The sequence below is a fragment of the Sphingomonas sp. NPDC092440 genome (genome assembly GCF_044754985.1).
Classification (GTDB): Bacteria; Pseudomonadota; Alphaproteobacteria; order Sphingomonadales; family Sphingomonadaceae; genus Sphingomonas.
The window spans coordinates 147,549-163,671 of the sequence record NZ_JBIVQA010000010.1; the positions used below are offsets into that span (position 1 = coordinate 147,549).

The following is a 16,123-nucleotide window of genomic DNA, read 5'->3' on the forward strand; positions in this document are numbered from 1 at the left end:
GGCGCGAAAGGCCGCGATAGCCCCACCTACCCGTCATCCCGGCCTTGAGCCGGGATCCCGCTTCTTCTTCCGACCATAAGGCAGCGGGACCCCGGCTCAAGGCCGGGGTGACGAAGGAAGAATGTGGGACCAGTTAAATCCGGTTGGCCCGCGCGATCGCCCCCAGGTGCAGCGCGCTCGGGCGCGGGGTGCGCTTCAGCGTCTCGCGGTCCACCGCGACCAGCCCGAACGGCACGCCATAGCCCGAGGTCCATTCGAAATTGTCGAGCAGCGACCAGTAGAGATAGCTGTGCACCGGAATGCCCTCGTCCAGGCAGGCGCGCACGCCGTCCAGCGCCTGGTCGATAAAGGCGATGCGGCGGGCATCGTCCTTCGCCGCGATGCCGCTCTCGGTCACGTAGATCGGCTTGCCGATCTCGCGATGCGCCCAGCGGATCGTGTTGGCGAGCGCCCGGGGATAGAATTCATACCCCGCCATCGTCATTTCCGCGTCCCTGGGCGGAGCGACCACGCCGTTCGCGTCGAACATGAAGCGGGTATAGGTCTGGACGCCGAAGAAATCGGCCGCCTCGCGCGCCACCTGCACCCATTCGCCATAGAGCTTGTCGCGATAATAGGCGGCGCGCTCCGGCGTATCGGCCTGCACGTCCTGCGTGGTCAGGGTGATGCCGACGGGCAGGGTGGGGCGGACCTCCTTGATCGCGGCATAGGCCTGGCGGTGCGCCGCCTGCATGATCGGAGTCACCACCGCCGGATCGGCATAGGCCAGGCGCGAGAATTTCGGCGAGCCGGTCGCCCGTGCCGCGGCGGCGATCGCTGCCTTCACCACCGGCACGAACGTCGCGATCCCCGGCATCATGTCGACCAGCAGGCGGATGTTCGCCTCGTTGAAGGTCGTCGTCATGTGCATCAGCCCGCCCAGCCGCTCGGCGACCTTGCGGCAATAGCGTGCGAACAGCTGCGGCGCGTCCGCCACTTCGAAGCCGCCGCGCTGCGCGAACCAGAGCGGCGTGGTGAAATGGTTGAGCGTCACGATCGGGCGCAGGCCGTGCGCACGGCACGCCTCGAGCATCCGCGCATAATGATCGAGCTCGGCGTTGGAGAAATGGCCCTCGCTCGGCTCGATCCGCGCCCATTCGACGCCGAGCCGGTAGCTGTTGAAGCCAAGCTTCGCCGCTAGCGCGAAATCCTCGGCATAGCGATGATAGGAGTCGCAGGCGTCGCCCGAGCGCTCCTTGAACATGCTCGGCTGCAGATTCTCCATCAGCCAGGCGTCGGCGTTCGTGTTGTTGCCTTCGCTTTGATAGGCGGAGATCGCCGTGCCCCACAGGAAGCCCGGCGGGGCGGGCTTGCGGCGGGCAAGGGGTGTGGCCGCCACGGGAGAGGCCACGGCCGCCCCCAGCGCGGCGGCCGCGATCAACTCGCGGCGGCCGAGGCGGAGGTCGTCGCTCACCGCGCCGTCGCGGCGACCGGCGCGCGCTGCGTGGCGGCCGCGACTTCGCGCTCGGCCTGGGTGAAGCCGTAGGCGGGGACGATCTCGTCCGCGCGGTCCGCCACCGCGCTCCATTCGGCGGCGACCCGTTCGCCGGCATCATCGCTCCGGCCGACCTGGATGCCGTCGGTCAGGGTCACATGCGCGGCGGCGAAATGGCCTGCGCCGGCGCAGAGGATCGCGCGGCTGGGCGCGTCCTCGCCGACCAGCGCGAGCAGGCCCGGGCTCACCAGCTCGGGCGCGAGCATCTCGAGGCTCTCGGCGGAGAGCACGCCCTCGGTCATGCCGGTCGCGGCGGTGGGGGCCAGGCTGTTGACGCGGATCCCGTATTTCTCGCCCTCGATCGCCAGCGTCTGCATCAGGCCGACCAGCGCCATCTTGGCGGCGCCGTAATTCGCTTGGCCGAAATTGCCGTACAGACCCGAGGAGGAAGTGGTCATCACGATCCGCCCGTAATTCTGCGCGCGCATCGTCTCCCACACTGCCTTGCAGCAGATCGCCGCGCCGATCAGATGGACGTCCACCACCAGGCGGAAATCGTCCATGCTCATCTTGGCGAAGCTCTTGTCGCGCAGGATGCCGGCATTGTTGACCAATATGTCGATGCGGCCGAAGCGGTGCAGCGTCTCGGCGACCAGCGCGGCGATGCGGGCCTCGTCGGTCACCGATGCAGCGAAGGCGATCGCCTCGCCCCCCGCCGCGCGGATCTCGGCGGCCACGGCGTCGGCCGCGGGCTGCGACAGGTCGTTGACGACGATGCGGGCGCCCTTGCTCGCCAGGTACAGCGCATGCGCGCGCCCCAGTCCCCCGCCCGAACCCGTCACGATTGCTACACGACCCGCCAGCGACATTCCGCTCTCCGTTTCTCGACTCTATCGACGGATCGCTTGGTAGCGCTGCAGTAGTTCACTAGCAAGATAGCGAATATATGGTGCTATCTGCCCCGGTTGCAGATCTCGAGGAAGCCGGCGGCCATGAACGAAGCCATGCGCTCCTTCACCGCGGCGAAGTCGTCCGAATGGCAGAGGCCGTTGGAGAGCTTGTCGATACGGCCCGTGCGCGCCAGCGTGAGCATCAGCGCGCCGGTGACGAAGTGATAGCCCCAGAAGATGTCCTCCTCGGCGCAATCGGGCAGGGCCTGTTTGAGCAGGCCGATCAGGCGCAGCACGACAGGGTCGAAATGCGCGTCCATCAGGTCGGCACCCCAGGCCGGGGTGTTGGCGACCTGCGCGCCCAGCTTGGCATAGTTCTTCCAGCCCTCGCCGCCCTGGATATAGGTGTCGAGATCGGTATCGAGGAACGCCCGCAGCGCGCCCTCCACCGTCGGCTTGCCGCCGCATTCGGCCTCGTACGCGTCGAGCGCCTGCATCCGCCGCTCGCTGGTCACCACCGCGCGGCGGGCGAAGACGGCATCGAACAACGCCTTCTTGTCGGCGAAATAATAGTTGAGCAGCGTGTGGTGCACGCCCACCTGCTTGGCGACGTCCTTGAGCGTGACGCCGTATAGCCCGTGCTGCGAGAACAGCGCCTCGGCGGCATCGTAGATCTGCTCCATCGTCTCGGCGCGCTGCTCGGCCTTGCGGGAGCGGCGAACGGGTTTGGCGGTTTCGGTCACGCCTGTGTTCCTTCCCGTCTAAGGGCTTAGCGTCAAGCCTCCGTGCAGATATTCACACGCGTGATAGTGTGTGTTGACAGCATCGCGCGCTTGCCCGCATGATGCGGCAAAGGCGGAAAAACCGTCAGGGAGAGAGGAAGCGTGGAAACCCAGGCAAGCGGCGCCCGCCGCTGGATCGTGCTCGTCACGCTCACCTTCGTCTATGTGCTCAATTTCCTCGATCGGCAGCTCCTCGGGATCCTCGCCAAGCCGATCCAGGATTCGCTCCACGTCACCGACGGCCAGCTCGGGCTGATCGGCGGGCTGTATTTCGCGATGTTCTACTGCTTCATCGCGATTCCCGTGGGCTGGCTGGCCGATCGCACCAACCGGGTGACGATCCTGTCGCTCGCCTGCGCGATCTGGAGCGGGGCGACGATCGCCTGCGGCCTCGCCACCAGCTACACCCAGCTTGTCATCGCGCGTATGACCGTGGGCTTCGGCGAGGCAGGCGGGGTGCCGCCCAGCTATGCGATCATCACCGACACCTTCCGCCCGGGCGAGCGCGGCACGGCCTTCGGCATCTTCAACCTGGGCCCGCCGATCGGCGCGGCGCTGGGCATCGCGTTCGGCGCGACGATCGCCGCGATCTTCGACTGGCGCGACGCCTTCGTGGCGATCGGCATCGTCGGCGTGGTCACTGCGATTCTGGTCCGCATCATCGTGCGCGAGCCGAAGCGCGGCGCGACCGACCTTGCGCCCGAACCCGCCGCCGTCCGGACTGCCACCACCAAGGCGCCTTTCTGGGGCACCTGCTGGATGTTCTTCACCCACCCGGTGCTCATGCTCGCCGCGCTCGGCAGCGGCGCCACCCAGTTCGTCACTTATGGCCTGGGCAATTTCGCGGTGCTGTTCCTGATCCGCGAAAAGGGGATGACCCTGTCCGAGATCGCGGTCTGGTACGCGCTGGTCGTCGGCATCGGCATGAGCGCGGCGATGCTCATCTCCGGCCGGGTGATCGACCGGCTGAGCCGCCGCTCGCGCACCGTCTACGCGCTCGGCCCCGCCCTCTCGCTCGCCGTGGCGCTGCCCTTCTACATCGCCTTTGTCTGGGCGCCGGGCTGGCCGCTCGCGCTGCTGCTGCTGACCATCGTCAACTGCTTCAACTATTTCTATCTCTCCGCCTCGGTCGCGCTGGTGCAGGAGGAGGTCCGCCCCGATCAGCGCGTGCTCGCGGGTGCGCTGCTGCTGCTGGTGATGAACTTCATCGGCCTCGGCCTCGGGCCCACCTATGTCGGCGCCGCCAGCGACTGGTTCAAAGCCCATGGCTGGGAGCATGGCCTGCAGCTCGCGCTCTACACGCTCTCGCCCTTCTACCTGATCGCGATCGCGCTCTTCCTCACGCTCGCCCGCATCCTGCGCGCCGAGCAAGCCGCAAAGGTGCCCGCATGAAGCCGTTCCGCCACGCCGCCATTGCCGCCGCCTTGCTGCTCTCCGGCACCGCGCTCGCACAGGAGCCGGTGATCGGTGCGCCCTCGGGCAGCGTGCGCGGCACGCGCGAGGGCGATATCCGCGTGTTCAAGGGCATTCCCTATGCCGTGCCTCCGGTCGGCGGCATGCGGTGGCGCCCGCCCGCGCCGATGCAGCCCTGGCAGGGCGTGCGCGACGCGAAGGATTTCGGCCCGGCCTGCGTCCAGTCGCAGAGCAAGACGCCGGTCTCGGTCTATTCTCCCGCGGCGCCGCTGCCGGTGAGCGAGGACTGCCTGACGCTCAACATCTGGGCGCCGGCCGATGCGAAGAAGGCCCCGGTCTTCTTCTGGATCCATGGCGGCGCGCTCTCGGGCGGATCCAGCCGCGAGCCGATGTACGACGGCAGGAAGATGGCCGAGCAGGGCGTGATCGTCGTCTCGATCAACTATCGCCTGGGGGTGCTCGGCTGGCTCGCCCATCCGGCGCTCTCGGCCGAATCGCCGCAGAAGGTGTCGGGCAATTACGGCCTGCTCGATCAGATGGCGGCGCTCGCCTGGGTGAAGCACAATATCGCGGCGTTCGGCGGCGATCCCGCCAGGGTGACGATCGCGGGCGAATCCGCCGGCGGGCTCAGCGTGATGTTCCTGATGGAGTCCCCGCTCGCCCGCGGCACCTTCAGCAAGGCAATCGCGCAGAGCGCCTATATGGTCGCCATGCCCGAGCTGAAGAAGCAGGCTTATGGAGCGCCCTCGGCCGAGGCGGTCGGCACGATGCTGGCGGCCGGCGTCCAGGCGCCGGACCTCGCCGCGCTGCGCGGCATGGACGCCCAGACCCTTACCGACAGCGCCGCCAAGCTCGGCTTCTTCCCGTTCGGTGTGGTCGACGGGCTGGTGTTGCCGACCCAGATGGTCGACGCGTTCGACCAGGGCAAGCAGGCGCCGGTGCCGATCCTCACCGGCTTCAACCAGGGCGAGATCCGCTCGCTGATGGTGCTGGCGCCCAAGGCCCCCGCGACGGCCGAGGGCTATGAGAAGGCGATCCGCGAGAAATATGGCGAATTCGCCGATGCCTTTCTGAAGCTTTATCCCGCGGCGGACTACAAGGAGAGCATCCTGGCGACGAGCCGCGACGCGCTCTATGGCTGGACGACCGAGCGGCTCGCCCGCAAGCAGACGGCGGTCGGCCAGCCTGCCTGGGTCTATCTGTGGGATCATGGCTATCCGGCGATGGAGGCGGCGGGGCTGCATGCCTTTCATGCCAGCGAGCTGCCCTATGTGTTCGGCAACCTGGCGCCGCTGCCGCCGAAATGGCCGGCGATGCCGGAGAGCGACCGCCCGCTCTCGGATGCGATGCTGGGCTATTGGACCAGCTTCGCCAAGACGGGCACGCCCGGCGTGGCCTGGCCGGCCTTTGGCAAGGCGCGCACCTATCTCCACATCACCGATGCCCCTCGGGCGGAGAACGGCCTGATGCCGGGGATGTACGACCAGTATGAGGCCGTGGTCTGCCGCCGCCGTGCCGCGGGCGTGGCGTGGAACTGGAACGCCGGCCTGGCCTCGCCCAAGCTCCCGCCCAAGGCAGCGGGGTGCGATTGAGGGCCTTCCGCATCCGGGAGGGGAAGGCTGGGGACTCATTTCCTTCAACCGTCGCCCCGGCCTTGAGCCCGGGTCCCGCTGCCCCACTGACGGAAGAAGAAGCGGGATCCCGGCTCAAGGCCGGGATGACGAGGTAATGTGGGGCAATTGTCTCCTCCAAGCCGTCATCCCGGCTTTCGTCGGGATGACGGCTATTGGCGAGCAGGGGGAGGGGCTTGGGAAATCCTACCGCCCCAGCTTCCGCCCCATGATCCGCCCTTCGGCATAGTCATCCCGCAGCCGCTTCTTGTCGATCTTCCCCGAAGCCGCGAGCGGCATCGCCTCCACCTCGGCCACCTCGCCCGGGATCCACCAGTCGGCGACCTTGCCCCGCAGCAGCGCGAGCAGTGCGCGCGGGTCGCCCTCGGCGCCCTGGGTCTCGACGATCAGCACCGGCCGCTCGCCCCATTTGTCGTCGGTACGGCCGATCACCGCGACGTGCCGGACGGCGGGATGGGTGCCTATGATCGCTTCGATCTCGTTCGGGTTGATCCACTCGCCGCCCGACTTGATCAGGTCCTTGGCCCGCCCGCAGATCGTCAGGTTGCCGGCCTCGTCGAGCATCGCCAGGTCGCCGGTGTCGAAATAGCCCTCGGGGTCCAGGGCGCTCGCCTCGGCGCGGAAATAGCGCTCGATCACGCTATGGCCCTTCACCTTCAGATGCCCCAGCACGCCGCGTTGCGGCACCAGCGCGTTGCCCTCGGCATCGGTGAGCTTCAGGTCGATCCCCATGGCCGGCCGGCCCGATGCGCGGGGCGCGTCCGCCGGCAGGTCGCGTGGCGCCATGGTGCCGATCGGCGAAAGCTCGGTCATGCCCCAGCTCGTCTGCACGGCGGCGCCCAGCTTCTCCTCCAGCCGCCGGATCAGCGCGTCCGGGCAGCTCGACCCGCCGATCAGCACGCGCTCCAGCGTGGGGAAGGCCTCGCCCGTCGCCTCGGCCTGGTCGGCCAGCGTCAGCCAGACGGTCTGCACGCCGACGGCCACGGTCACGCCCTCCTCGCGGATCAGCCTGGCCAGGCTGGACCCGTCGAGCGTCCGCCCCGGCAGCACCAGCTTGGTGCCGGCGGCCGGTGCCGCGAAGGGCATGCCCCAGCCATTGGCGTGGAACATCGGCACGCCGAGCAGCAGCGTGTCGCGCGCGGTGATCGCCACCGCATCGGCCTGGAGCGCCCGCAGCGTGTGGATATAGTTGGAGCGGTGGGTATAGATCACGCCCTTGGGGCTGCCGGTGGTGCCGCTGGTATAGCAGAGCCCCGCCGGCGCATTCTCGTCGAACGCGCCCCAGGCGACGGGTTCGCCATGCGCCGCCAGCAATGCCTCATGCCCCCAGATGCGCGCCCGGTGCGACCCGAGGGCGTCCGCATCGGCGTCCGGACCGTCCAGAATGACGACATGCTCGATCGCCGGGCACTGCGCGATCACTTCGCGGGCCAGGGGCAGCAGGTCGGCCGCCACCGCCAGCACGCGGTTGCCGGCCTCGCCGATCATCGCGGCGAGATGCGCCGCGGTCAGCCGCGGGTTGAGCGTGTGGCACACCAGCCCCACGCCCATCGCCGCATAATAGATCTCGAAATGGTGGATCGTGTTCCAGGCGAGCGTGCCCACCCGGTCGCCCGGCTCCAGCCCCAGCGCGATCAGCGCGCCCGACAGGCGGTTGCTGCGCTCGCGGAGCGCCGCATAGCTGCTCCGCCGGACGATCGCCCCCGCATCCGCCTCCACCACCTCGCAGTCCTGGAACCACTTGGCGGCATGATCGAGGAACTTGTCTACTGTCAGTCCGTAGGGCTGCATGAAACCTTGGGGCGCACGGAGGGAAGGAATGGCCGCCGGAGAGGGAGCCCCGGCGGCCGGCAGGAAGATCAGAAGGTCTTGAGCAGCTTGATGCCGTACTGGCGGGGCGGGCCGGCGAAATAGAGGCCGGAGTTGAGCGCCGCCGGATAATGCTGATCGGTCAGATTGGTGGCGTAGAGTGTCGCCGTCCAGCTGTCGTGCTGATAGGCCAGCTGCGCATTCAGGATGTTGCGCGCCTCCAGATGGTCGCCGCGCGCGCTGCTCTGGAACAGCGTCGCCCATTGATCGCCGACATGGCCGAAGTTGACGCGCGGAGTGATCTTGTCGCCGCTCTTCAGCTCCAGCTCGTACTGGGCGCCCAGGTTGAAGGTCAGGTTGGGCGCATAGGTCTGGCGCCGGCCGGTCAGGTCGAGGCACTTGCCGCCGGCCGGGCCCGTCGCCGGGCTGCACGGCCGCACCGGATCGGCGGGGGTGCCCGCCGGCGGGTTGCGCGTATCGACGGCGTAGAAAGTGCCCAGCTCGCTGTGCAGCACGTTGATGCCGGCATCGAGCTGCAGCTTGCCGAAGTGGAACTGGGTCTCCGCTTCGAAGCCGTAGATCCTGGTCTTGCCCGGCACGTTGAGCTCGATTCCGAAGGTCGGGAAGTCCGGATAGCCGATGATGACCTGGAAGTTCTTGTAGTCGTTGTAGAAGCCGGTGAGCGTCGTGCGGATCTTGCCGCCCGCCCAATTGGCCTTCCAGCCGGCCTCGAACGACGTCACTTCCTCGGGCTTGAACGGCGCGGGCAGGCCCAGGCCCACCGGCACGTTCAGGCCGCCGGGGCGGAAGCCGGTGGCGACGAAGCCGTAGAGATACTGGCTGTCGCTCGCCTTCCAGCCGAGCGAGACCTTGTACGACAGATTGTCGGACTTCACCGTCTGGTCCTGGCGGATATAGGTGCCGTACTGGAGCACATCGACATGGTTGGTCGATCGGCTGGCGGTGTAGCGGACGCCCGCATCGATCTTCAGGCTGGGCGTGATCGCGAAGCCGATCTGGCCGAACGCCGCCAGCGAACGCGTCGGGTTGGTGCCCTGCAGCTTGTACTGCGCCGATGGCAGGTTGAACGGATCGGCAAGGTCGATGATGAACTGATAGGGCTTGCGGAAATAATAGTCGTTCCACAGGCCGAAGGCGCCGAGCAGCCAGGTGACGCGCTGGTTGTCGGGCGAGATCAGGTTGAGCTCGGTGGTGATCTGCTGCTCGTCGACGCTGTCGAAGAAGGTGCTGATGCCCGTCGCGGTGCCGTCCAGGTCGGCGCGGTACATGGTGTTGGCCCATTGATAGCTCGAGACCGAACGGAGCTTCACGCCGCCGTCGAACTCATATTCGGCCTTCAGGGTCGAGCGGACGAACTCGTCGCGGGCCGCCTGCGGCGCGTTGAACGACACGTCAAACAGGTCGCGATGATTGGGGTTCGGCGTGGTGGTGCCGGGCAGGGTCTTGAAATAGTTGGAATAGGGCGATGCCGGATAAGCGCCCATGTCGAGATGGCCGAGATCGGTCTTCCATAGCACCGACAGGCGGTCGCTCGGCTTCCACAGGAAGCTGACCCGCGCGGCCATGATGCCGACATTGCCCTTGTCATAGGGATAGGGGCCACCGTTCGGGCCGGTGATGTTGTAGAAGCTGTCGCGGCGCGAGCCATAGAGCGCCACGCGCGCGGCGAAGGTGTCGCTCAGCGGCAGGTTCACCGCGCCCTGGACGCCGGCTTCGTTGTAGTTGCCGTAGTTCAGGTTGAAATAGCCGTGGATGCCGCCGCCGATGATCGGGTCGTTGGTGTTGACGAACACCGCGCCGCCGGTGGCGTTCTGGCCGACGATCGTGCCCTGGGGGCCGCGCAGGACCTGGATGTTGGCGACGTCGTAATAGGGCTCGCCCTGCACGTATCCCGGAAATGTCGGCACCCCGTCGCGATAGGTGATCACGCCGGTGGTGGTCTGGGTATTGTGCTCGGCCTTGCCGATGCCGCGGACGTTGAAGTCGTTGCCCTGGCCGAAATTGTTGACGACGACGCTGGGCATCGCGAACTGCAGCGCGTCGACATTGGCGACGCCCTTGTTGTCGAGCTGGGTGCCCGACAGCACCGAGGCCGAGACCGCGGTGGTCATCAGATTCTCGCTGCGGCGCTGCGCGGTGACGACGATCTCGCTCTCTTCGCCCGAAGCGTCGGGCGCGTGCTGCGCTTCCGGGGTGGCGGTCTGCGCCGCGGCGCCGCCGCTCCAGACCAGGGCCAGCGCCGAGGCGCCGAGCAGCAACGGACGGTATCTCATCAGGGTCCCTCCCACATCCATCTCCAGCCGCGCTCTTCGGCACGGTCGGGCGAGGATGCCGCAAAGCCGGAGGGCTTGCAACACTAATTCTCTACCGAGTGAATATAGCGAAGCGGAAGGAGTTCCCCTGGTGGCCGAGTTGCCCTCGATCTCCGGAAGAGCGGGAAGGCGGCGCGCCGCCCCTGGGGCAGGAGGCCCTGCGGGTGGCGCGATCGATGGCGTGCCGCTCAGTCCTCGCGGGGAGGGCGTCCCATCGGGCCGCCGGGGCCAGGACCCCTTGGTCCGCCGGGGCCGCGATCGCGCGGCTCCAGGCTGCGCAGCTCTTCCATGCTCAGCACGCCGTCATGATCGGCATCGGCGGCATCGAAGCGCTTGCGCTCATAGGCGAGCAGCTCGTCGAGCGACACGCCGTTGTCGTAATTGGTATTGGCGTTGACGATCACCATCGCGCTCAGCGGTTCGATCAGCCGGCGGAGCGCCATGCCCTCCATATCGTCGTCCAGCTCGGGCGCGATGCTTTCGGGCACGGGGCCGCCCATCTCGGCGACCGGCTGGTGCTCGGACGATGCGAGCGAGCCCATGTCGTGCTGCCAGGCGAAGAACTCGGCGGTGCTGATCGAGCCGTCATGATTGGTATCGATCCGTTCGAACCGGGCCTTGATGCGCGCGTCGCGGCGGGCCTCAATGACGGACTTGAGCTCCTCGAAAGTCACCAGCCCGTCGCCATTCCGGTCGGCGGCACGGAACATGCCGGTCACCGCCTTGTCGAGCTGGTCGCGCTTGATCGGCTTGATCATGCGCGGGCGCTCGCCGCGCGGGCCGCCGCCGGGAGGGCCGCCACGACCGCCATGCCCGCCCGGGCCGCCACCGCCTGGAAAGCCGCCGCCTCCGGGGCCCATCTGGGCGAAGGCCGGCGCGGCCAGGGTCAGCGCTGCGCCCAGAATGGCGGCGCGCATCAGATGCCGGCGTGCGCCGAACGGCTTCGAATCCTGCATGAAATCCCCGTGAAGATCGTGTCGGCGATGCTTTGGGAGCATTGGCGCGCGCGGGGATTTCGATTTGTTGCAACCCGGAGAGGCAAGCACCGGCCGGAGATCAGGCCGGCCCGGTCCCCTGCGCATCGATCAGCACGCGCATCGCGGCGCGGGCGGCCTCGGGATCGCGTGCCCGGATCGCCGCGAGCGCCCGGCCATGGTCCGCGACGCTGGCGGAGCGGCCGTTCAGGCGTCCGGCGACGCGGATCGCGGTGCCGACCATATCGCGGAACTGGAGATAGAAGGGATTGCCCGAAGCGCGCAGGACGGCGGTGTGGAAGGCGATGGCCGCCTTGAGCAGGTCGTCCGGTGCTTTACCGACGCCGCCCAAGCTGGCGAGGTCCCCGCCGATCGCCTCGATGTCCGCATCGGTGGCGAAGCGGGCGGCGAGCGCTGCGGCTTCGGGTTCGATCGCGACGCGCAGCTGGTGGAGCTGGACCAGCAGGTCTGCCGGGGAGCGCCGTTCGAACAGCCAGCGCAGCACGTCGGTGTCGAACAGGTTCCAGGACGAAGTCGGCTCCACCATGGTGCCCTGGCGCGGACGGGCGCTCAGCAGGCCCTTGGCGGTGAGCATCTTCACCGCTTCGCGAGTCACGGAGCGGCTCACGCCGTGCTGCCTGGCAAGCTCCGCTTCGGTGGGGAAGGGCCGGTGCGCATAATGGCCGGTGACGATCGCGTGCCCCAGCCGATCGAGCAGGCCATGGGTCAGGTTGTGCCCAAGCCGGGGGCGCGTCTCGCCCTGCGGCCTGGATGGAGACGCTGTCACGCGCGGTTCTTCCTTTGCTGCAGAGGCGATCGCTTGTCCGGTGGGGGCCAGCCTATCCCAAACCCCATGGCGGACAAGGCAAACAAGAACCGTTCCGCCGGCCGGCTTCGTCGCACCCTGGCGGCTTTGGTCGCAGAAATCTTCGTGCCGGCCCGGTCCGCTGCCACGGGTCGCGGGCGCGGCTCTGCGCGTCCCCCTTGTTCCGATGGTTCGACGCATGGCCGCCTTGCTCAAGGAGAACCATGTGATGAGAAAGATCGTTGCGGCCGCATCCTGTGCGGCCATCCTGCTCGCGATTCCCGCCCAGGCGGGTTTCCAGGACGTTCCGCAGACGGCGCCGGCCGCTTCCGCCGATGCCGGCCAGGCGACGCCGGAGTGCAAGCCGAAGAAAAAGAAGAAGAAGGGCCTCGGGCTCGGCGGCGTGCTGCGCGCCGCGCGCAATTCGGGCCTGATCGGCGGCGTTGCCGGCCGGGTGGGAGGCGATGCCTATCTCGCCAGCACCGCGGCGAGCACGGCGATCGACGTCGCTGCCAGCCAGCCGGCCTCGTCCGGCCAGGACAGCTCCGGCGAGGGGAGCGGCTGCTGATGATGCACCATGTCGGGTATGTTCGCGCCGCGCGCCGGATCGCGACTCTTTCGCTGCTGCTGCCGTGCCTGCTGGGCGGATGCGGCCAGGAACCGGCCGCCAATGCCAGTGCCAACGCCGGCGCCGCCGCGGCGCAGCCGGCCCTTCAGGGTTTTGGCGGGTCGCTCCGCCCCGGCCTCTACAAGATCGTCCAGACCGGCGATGCGGAGGAGGAGAGCGAGCGCTGCATCACCGCGGAGACGCTGGCGAAGGGCGGCTATGTCGCGGCCAAGGACGTGCAGCCCGGCTGGACGGTGGTCCGCAACCGGGCCTCGGGCGGGGTGATCGATTTCGAGGCGAAGGGCCCGGCCAAGGGCCTGATGTCGTTCAAGGGCAGCTATACCGCCGCCGGCTTCACGCTCGATGCCGTGCTCAGCTTCGAGCATAACGGTCAGCCGATGACCCTCAAGAACCGGCAGGTCGGCACATTCCAGTCGGCCGATTGCGGCGAACCCGCCGAATGAGATCCCGGTCCCCGGGCATCCGCATCGGTGCGGCGGCCCGGGGATCGCCGGAGACAGGAGAAGAAATGTTCCGCTGGATAGCAGGGCGCGCGCGTTGCGTTGCCGGAAAGCATGAGCGCAACCGAAGCAATGTCCGCCCGGCGCGCAATGGCCGTTTCACGAGCCGGTGCCGCTATTGCCGCGTGCCGATGCTGCGGCGCCAGAAATATGATTGGATCGCGCTCGAGGCATGGCCGGCCGATTGAATCGGCCGGCCTCGCATCCGGATCAGTCGATCGTCTTGGCGAGCTCGCGGTTCAGCCACAGCGCCACCAGCGTGCCGATCGCGCCGGAAAGCAGATAGGCACCCGCGGCGAGCAGCCCGAAGCTGCTGCCCAGCCACAGCGCCACCAGCGGCGCAAAGGCGGCGCCGAACAGCCAGGCCAGGTCCGAGGTGAGCGACGAGCCGGTATAGCGGTGCGGCTTGGAGAACATCGACGAGAGCGCGCCGGAGGACTGGCCGAACGAGATGCCGAGCAGCGCGAAGCCGAACAGCATGAACACGATCTCGCCCACCTCGCCGGCGGCGAGCAGCTGCGGCGCGAAGCCGCTGAACGCCGCGATCGCCGCGGCCGAGACGCCGAGCAGGGTGCGGCGGCCGATCCGGTCGGCGAGCCGGCCCGAGAGGATGATCGAAAGGGTGCCGACCACCGCCGCGGCCGCCTCAATCACCAGGAAGTCCACCGGGCTGTTCTCGGTGTAGAGGAACACCCAGGAGAGCGGGAACACCGTCACCATGTGGAACATGGCGAAGCTGGCAAGTGGGGCGAAGGCGCCCATCACGATGATCCGCCAGTCGGCGCGCACGGTTTCGGCGATCGGCGCGGGCTGCAGCGCGCGATCCTCGAACAGGCGGGCATATTCCGGGGTCACCACGATGCGCAGGCGGGCGAACAGCGCCACCACGTTGATCGCGAAGGCGACGAAGAAGGGATAGCGCCAGCCCCAGCCGAGGAAATCCTCGGCAGGCAGGGCCGCGATGAAGAAGGCGAAGAGCAGGCTGGCCACGAACAGGCCGAGCGGCGCGCCGAGCTGCGGGATCATCGCATACCAGCCGCGCTTGTCATGGGGCGCGTTGATCGCGAGCAGCGAGGCGAGGCCGTCCCAGGTGCCGCCCAGCGCCACGCCCTGGCCCATGCGGAACAGCGCGAGCAGCAGTGCCGCGGTGATGCCGACATCGGCATAGCCGGGCAGGAAGGCGATCGATGCGGTGGAGCCGCCGAGCAGGAACAGCGCGATGGTCAGCTTGGCGCCACGGCCATAGGCGCGGTCGACCGCGGTGAAGATCAGCGTGCCGAACGGGCGGGTGACGAAGGCGAGCGCGAAGATCGCGAATGACCAGAGCGTGCCCTGTAGCGGATCGAGGAAGGGAAATATCAGCTTCGGGAACACCAGCACCGAGGCGATGGCATAGACGAAGAAGTCGAAGAACTCGGACGTGCGGCCGATGATCACGCCGATGGCGATTTCGCCCGGATGGATGCGGTGGCCGCCGGCGTGCAGCGCACGGGCGTCGCGCTCGGCGGGAAGGGTGGGGACGGTATCGCCGCTCATCGAGTTCGAACTTTCCTGCAACACGCGCCGCGAGCGCGTTTCATAACGCCGTGGAGGAGGCTAGAGTGCCCCCGGCGCGGCGCTCTTGCGCCATAGCAGACAATGCAGGGATTGGACAAAATGTCCTATGTGCGGTGCAACATGAGCAGCCTAGGCGCCCGCCATGCCTAGCCCCCGTCCGCTCCTCGCACGCCTCCGTGCGCTGCTGATCCTGCCGGCATTCGCGCTGTTGTGCGGATGCGACATGGTCGTGCTCAATCCCGCTGGCGACGTCGCCCGTCAACAGGGCGACCTGGTGATCGTCTCGACGCTGCTGATGCTGCTGATCATCGTGCCGGTGATGGCGCTGGTCGTGCTGTTCGCCTGGCGCTATCGCGAGTCGAACCAGGAAGCGACTTATGCGCCGGACTGGGATCACTCGACCAGCCTCGAGCTGGTGATCTGGTCGGCGCCACTGCTGATCATCATCTGTCTGGGCGCGATCACCTGGGTGAGCACGCACCTGCTCGATCCCTATCGCCCGCTCTCGCGCACCGCGCCGGGCAAGCCGATCGCCGCGGACGTCAAGCCGCTCGAGGTGCAGGTGGTCGCGCTCGACTGGAAGTGGCTGTTCATCTATCCCGAGCAGGGCATCGCCACGGTGAACGAGATGGCCGCCCCGGTCGGCCGCCCGATCCGCTTCCGGATCTCGGCCTCGTCGGTGATGAATTCCTTCTACATCCCCGCGCTCGCCGGCCAGATCTATGCGATGCCGGCCATGGAGACGCCGCTCAACGCTGTGTTCGACAAGACCGGCGTGTTCCAGGGCTTTTCGGCCAATTACAGCGGCCACGGCTTCTCCTCGATGCGCTTCAAGGCGCACAGCACCGACCAGGCCGGCTTCGATGCCTGGGTCGCCGAGGCGAAGAAGGCCGGCGCCACGCTCGACCGCGCCGAATATCTGAAGCTTGAGCGCCCGAGCGAGAAGGAGCCGGTGCGCCGCTTCGCCGGAGTCGAGGCCGGGCTGTTCGACATGGTCACCAACCTGTGCGTCGAGCCGGGCAAGATGTGCATGCACCAGATGATGGCGCTCGACGCACAGGGCGGCATGGGCAAGGCCGGGCTCCATAACGTCCGCCAGCTCGCCTATGACAAGTTCGGCGGCCGCGGCACCCATGCGCATGCCGGCAAGAGCTTCGTCGGCGAGATCTGCGCCGACAAGCAGGACATTGCCGTCCGCGCCGCGCCGAAGCCGGGCAACCCCAGGCCGCTGACCGGCGCGGGCATGAAGCAGCCTGCGGCCGAGCCGACCCCGACCGCTCCCAGCGTTGCGTCCGAGACCCGGCCGCGTCCTCTCTCCTGATCGCGA

14 protein-coding genes are annotated in these 16,123 nt (G+C 68.0%); 6 read left to right on the plus strand and 8 right to left on the minus strand.

The annotated features are described in order from the left end of the window. Positions 1–133: 133 nt before the first annotated feature. From ACIQCS_RS17510 to ACIQCS_RS17520, 3 genes are all read right to left on the minus strand, one after another. Positions 134–1,453, minus strand: a complete 1,320-nt coding sequence (locus ACIQCS_RS17510) for a family 1 glycosylhydrolase (RefSeq protein ID WP_345848035.1) — start codon at positions 1,451–1,453, stop codon at positions 134–136. Continuing rightward, positions 1,450–2,343, minus strand: coding sequence for an SDR family NAD(P)-dependent oxidoreductase (locus ACIQCS_RS17515; RefSeq protein ID WP_345848034.1), 894 nt, complete (start codon positions 2,341–2,343; stop codon positions 1,450–1,452). The genes ACIQCS_RS17510 and ACIQCS_RS17515 overlap by 4 nt, the downstream gene beginning before the upstream one ends. An 83-nt stretch (positions 2,344–2,426) precedes the next feature. Next, on the minus strand, positions 2,427–3,107 hold the full coding sequence (locus ACIQCS_RS17520; protein ID WP_345848033.1) for a TetR/AcrR family transcriptional regulator: 681 nt from the start codon (positions 3,105–3,107) through the stop codon (positions 2,427–2,429). Between the two features lie 141 nt (positions 3,108–3,248). Between ACIQCS_RS17520 and ACIQCS_RS17525 the strand changes: the two genes are divergently transcribed. Both ACIQCS_RS17525 and ACIQCS_RS17530 read left to right on the plus strand, forming a co-directional pair. After that, entirely contained in the window at positions 3,249–4,538 is a 1,290-nt protein-coding gene (locus ACIQCS_RS17525) for an MFS transporter (RefSeq protein ID WP_345848030.1), read from the plus strand. Continuing rightward, positions 4,535–6,151, plus strand: a complete 1,617-nt coding sequence (locus ACIQCS_RS17530; protein ID WP_345848029.1) for a carboxylesterase family protein — start codon at positions 4,535–4,537, stop codon at positions 6,149–6,151. Before ACIQCS_RS17525 ends, ACIQCS_RS17530 begins: the two co-directional genes overlap by 4 nt. 225 nt (positions 6,152–6,376) lie before the next feature. Here ACIQCS_RS17530 and ACIQCS_RS17535 read toward each other — a convergent pair whose 3' ends face one another. The 4 genes from ACIQCS_RS17535 to ACIQCS_RS17550 all read right to left on the minus strand — a co-directional run bounded on the left by ACIQCS_RS17535 (position 6,377) and on the right by ACIQCS_RS17550 (position 12,093). After that, complete coding sequence (locus tag ACIQCS_RS17535) at positions 6,377–7,981, minus strand: AMP-binding protein (protein ID WP_345848027.1); 1,605 nt, start codon at positions 7,979–7,981, stop codon at positions 6,377–6,379. 68 nt (positions 7,982–8,049) lie between these two features. After that, positions 8,050–10,293, minus strand: coding sequence for a TonB-dependent receptor (locus ACIQCS_RS17540; RefSeq protein WP_345848025.1), 2,244 nt, complete (start codon positions 10,291–10,293; stop codon positions 8,050–8,052). Positions 10,294–10,520: 227 nt separating this feature from the next. After that, positions 10,521–11,288: an EF-hand domain-containing protein gene (locus ACIQCS_RS17545; protein WP_345848023.1), complete on the minus strand. Its 768-nt coding sequence runs from the start codon at positions 11,286–11,288 to the stop codon at positions 10,521–10,523. 100 nt (positions 11,289–11,388) lie between these two features. Next, positions 11,389–12,093, minus strand: a complete 705-nt coding sequence (locus ACIQCS_RS17550; RefSeq protein WP_345848021.1) for an FCD domain-containing protein — start codon at positions 12,091–12,093, stop codon at positions 11,389–11,391. 247 nt (positions 12,094–12,340) lie between these two features. On the opposite strand from ACIQCS_RS17550, the gene ACIQCS_RS17555 reads away from it, so the two are divergent. From ACIQCS_RS17555 to ACIQCS_RS17565, 3 genes are all read left to right on the plus strand, one after another. Next, a complete protein-coding gene (locus ACIQCS_RS17555) occupies positions 12,341–12,679 on the plus strand; it encodes a hypothetical protein (RefSeq protein ID WP_345848020.1) in 339 nt (112 codons plus the stop codon). Next, positions 12,679–13,182: a hypothetical protein gene (locus tag ACIQCS_RS17560; RefSeq protein ID WP_345848019.1), complete on the plus strand. Its 504-nt coding sequence runs from the start codon at positions 12,679–12,681 to the stop codon at positions 13,180–13,182. Before ACIQCS_RS17555 ends, ACIQCS_RS17560 begins: the two co-directional genes overlap by 1 nt. A gap of 65 nt (positions 13,183–13,247) precedes the next feature. After that, the gene (locus ACIQCS_RS17565) at positions 13,248–13,427 is read left to right on the plus strand and encodes a hypothetical protein (RefSeq protein WP_280278871.1); all 180 of its coding nucleotides are present in this window, start codon (positions 13,248–13,250) and stop codon (positions 13,425–13,427) included. A gap of 22 nt (positions 13,428–13,449) precedes the next feature. On the opposite strand, the gene ACIQCS_RS17570 is transcribed toward ACIQCS_RS17565, so the two are convergent. Beyond that, positions 13,450–14,775, minus strand: coding sequence for an MFS transporter (locus tag ACIQCS_RS17570; RefSeq protein ID WP_345848017.1), 1,326 nt, complete (start codon positions 14,773–14,775; stop codon positions 13,450–13,452). A 163-nt stretch (positions 14,776–14,938) separates the two neighbouring features. Between ACIQCS_RS17570 and cyoA the strand changes: the two genes are divergently transcribed. Further along, positions 14,939–16,117: a ubiquinol oxidase subunit II gene (cyoA, locus tag ACIQCS_RS17575; protein WP_345848015.1), complete on the plus strand. Its 1,179-nt coding sequence runs from the start codon at positions 14,939–14,941 to the stop codon at positions 16,115–16,117. Positions 16,118–16,123: the final 6 nt, after the last annotated feature.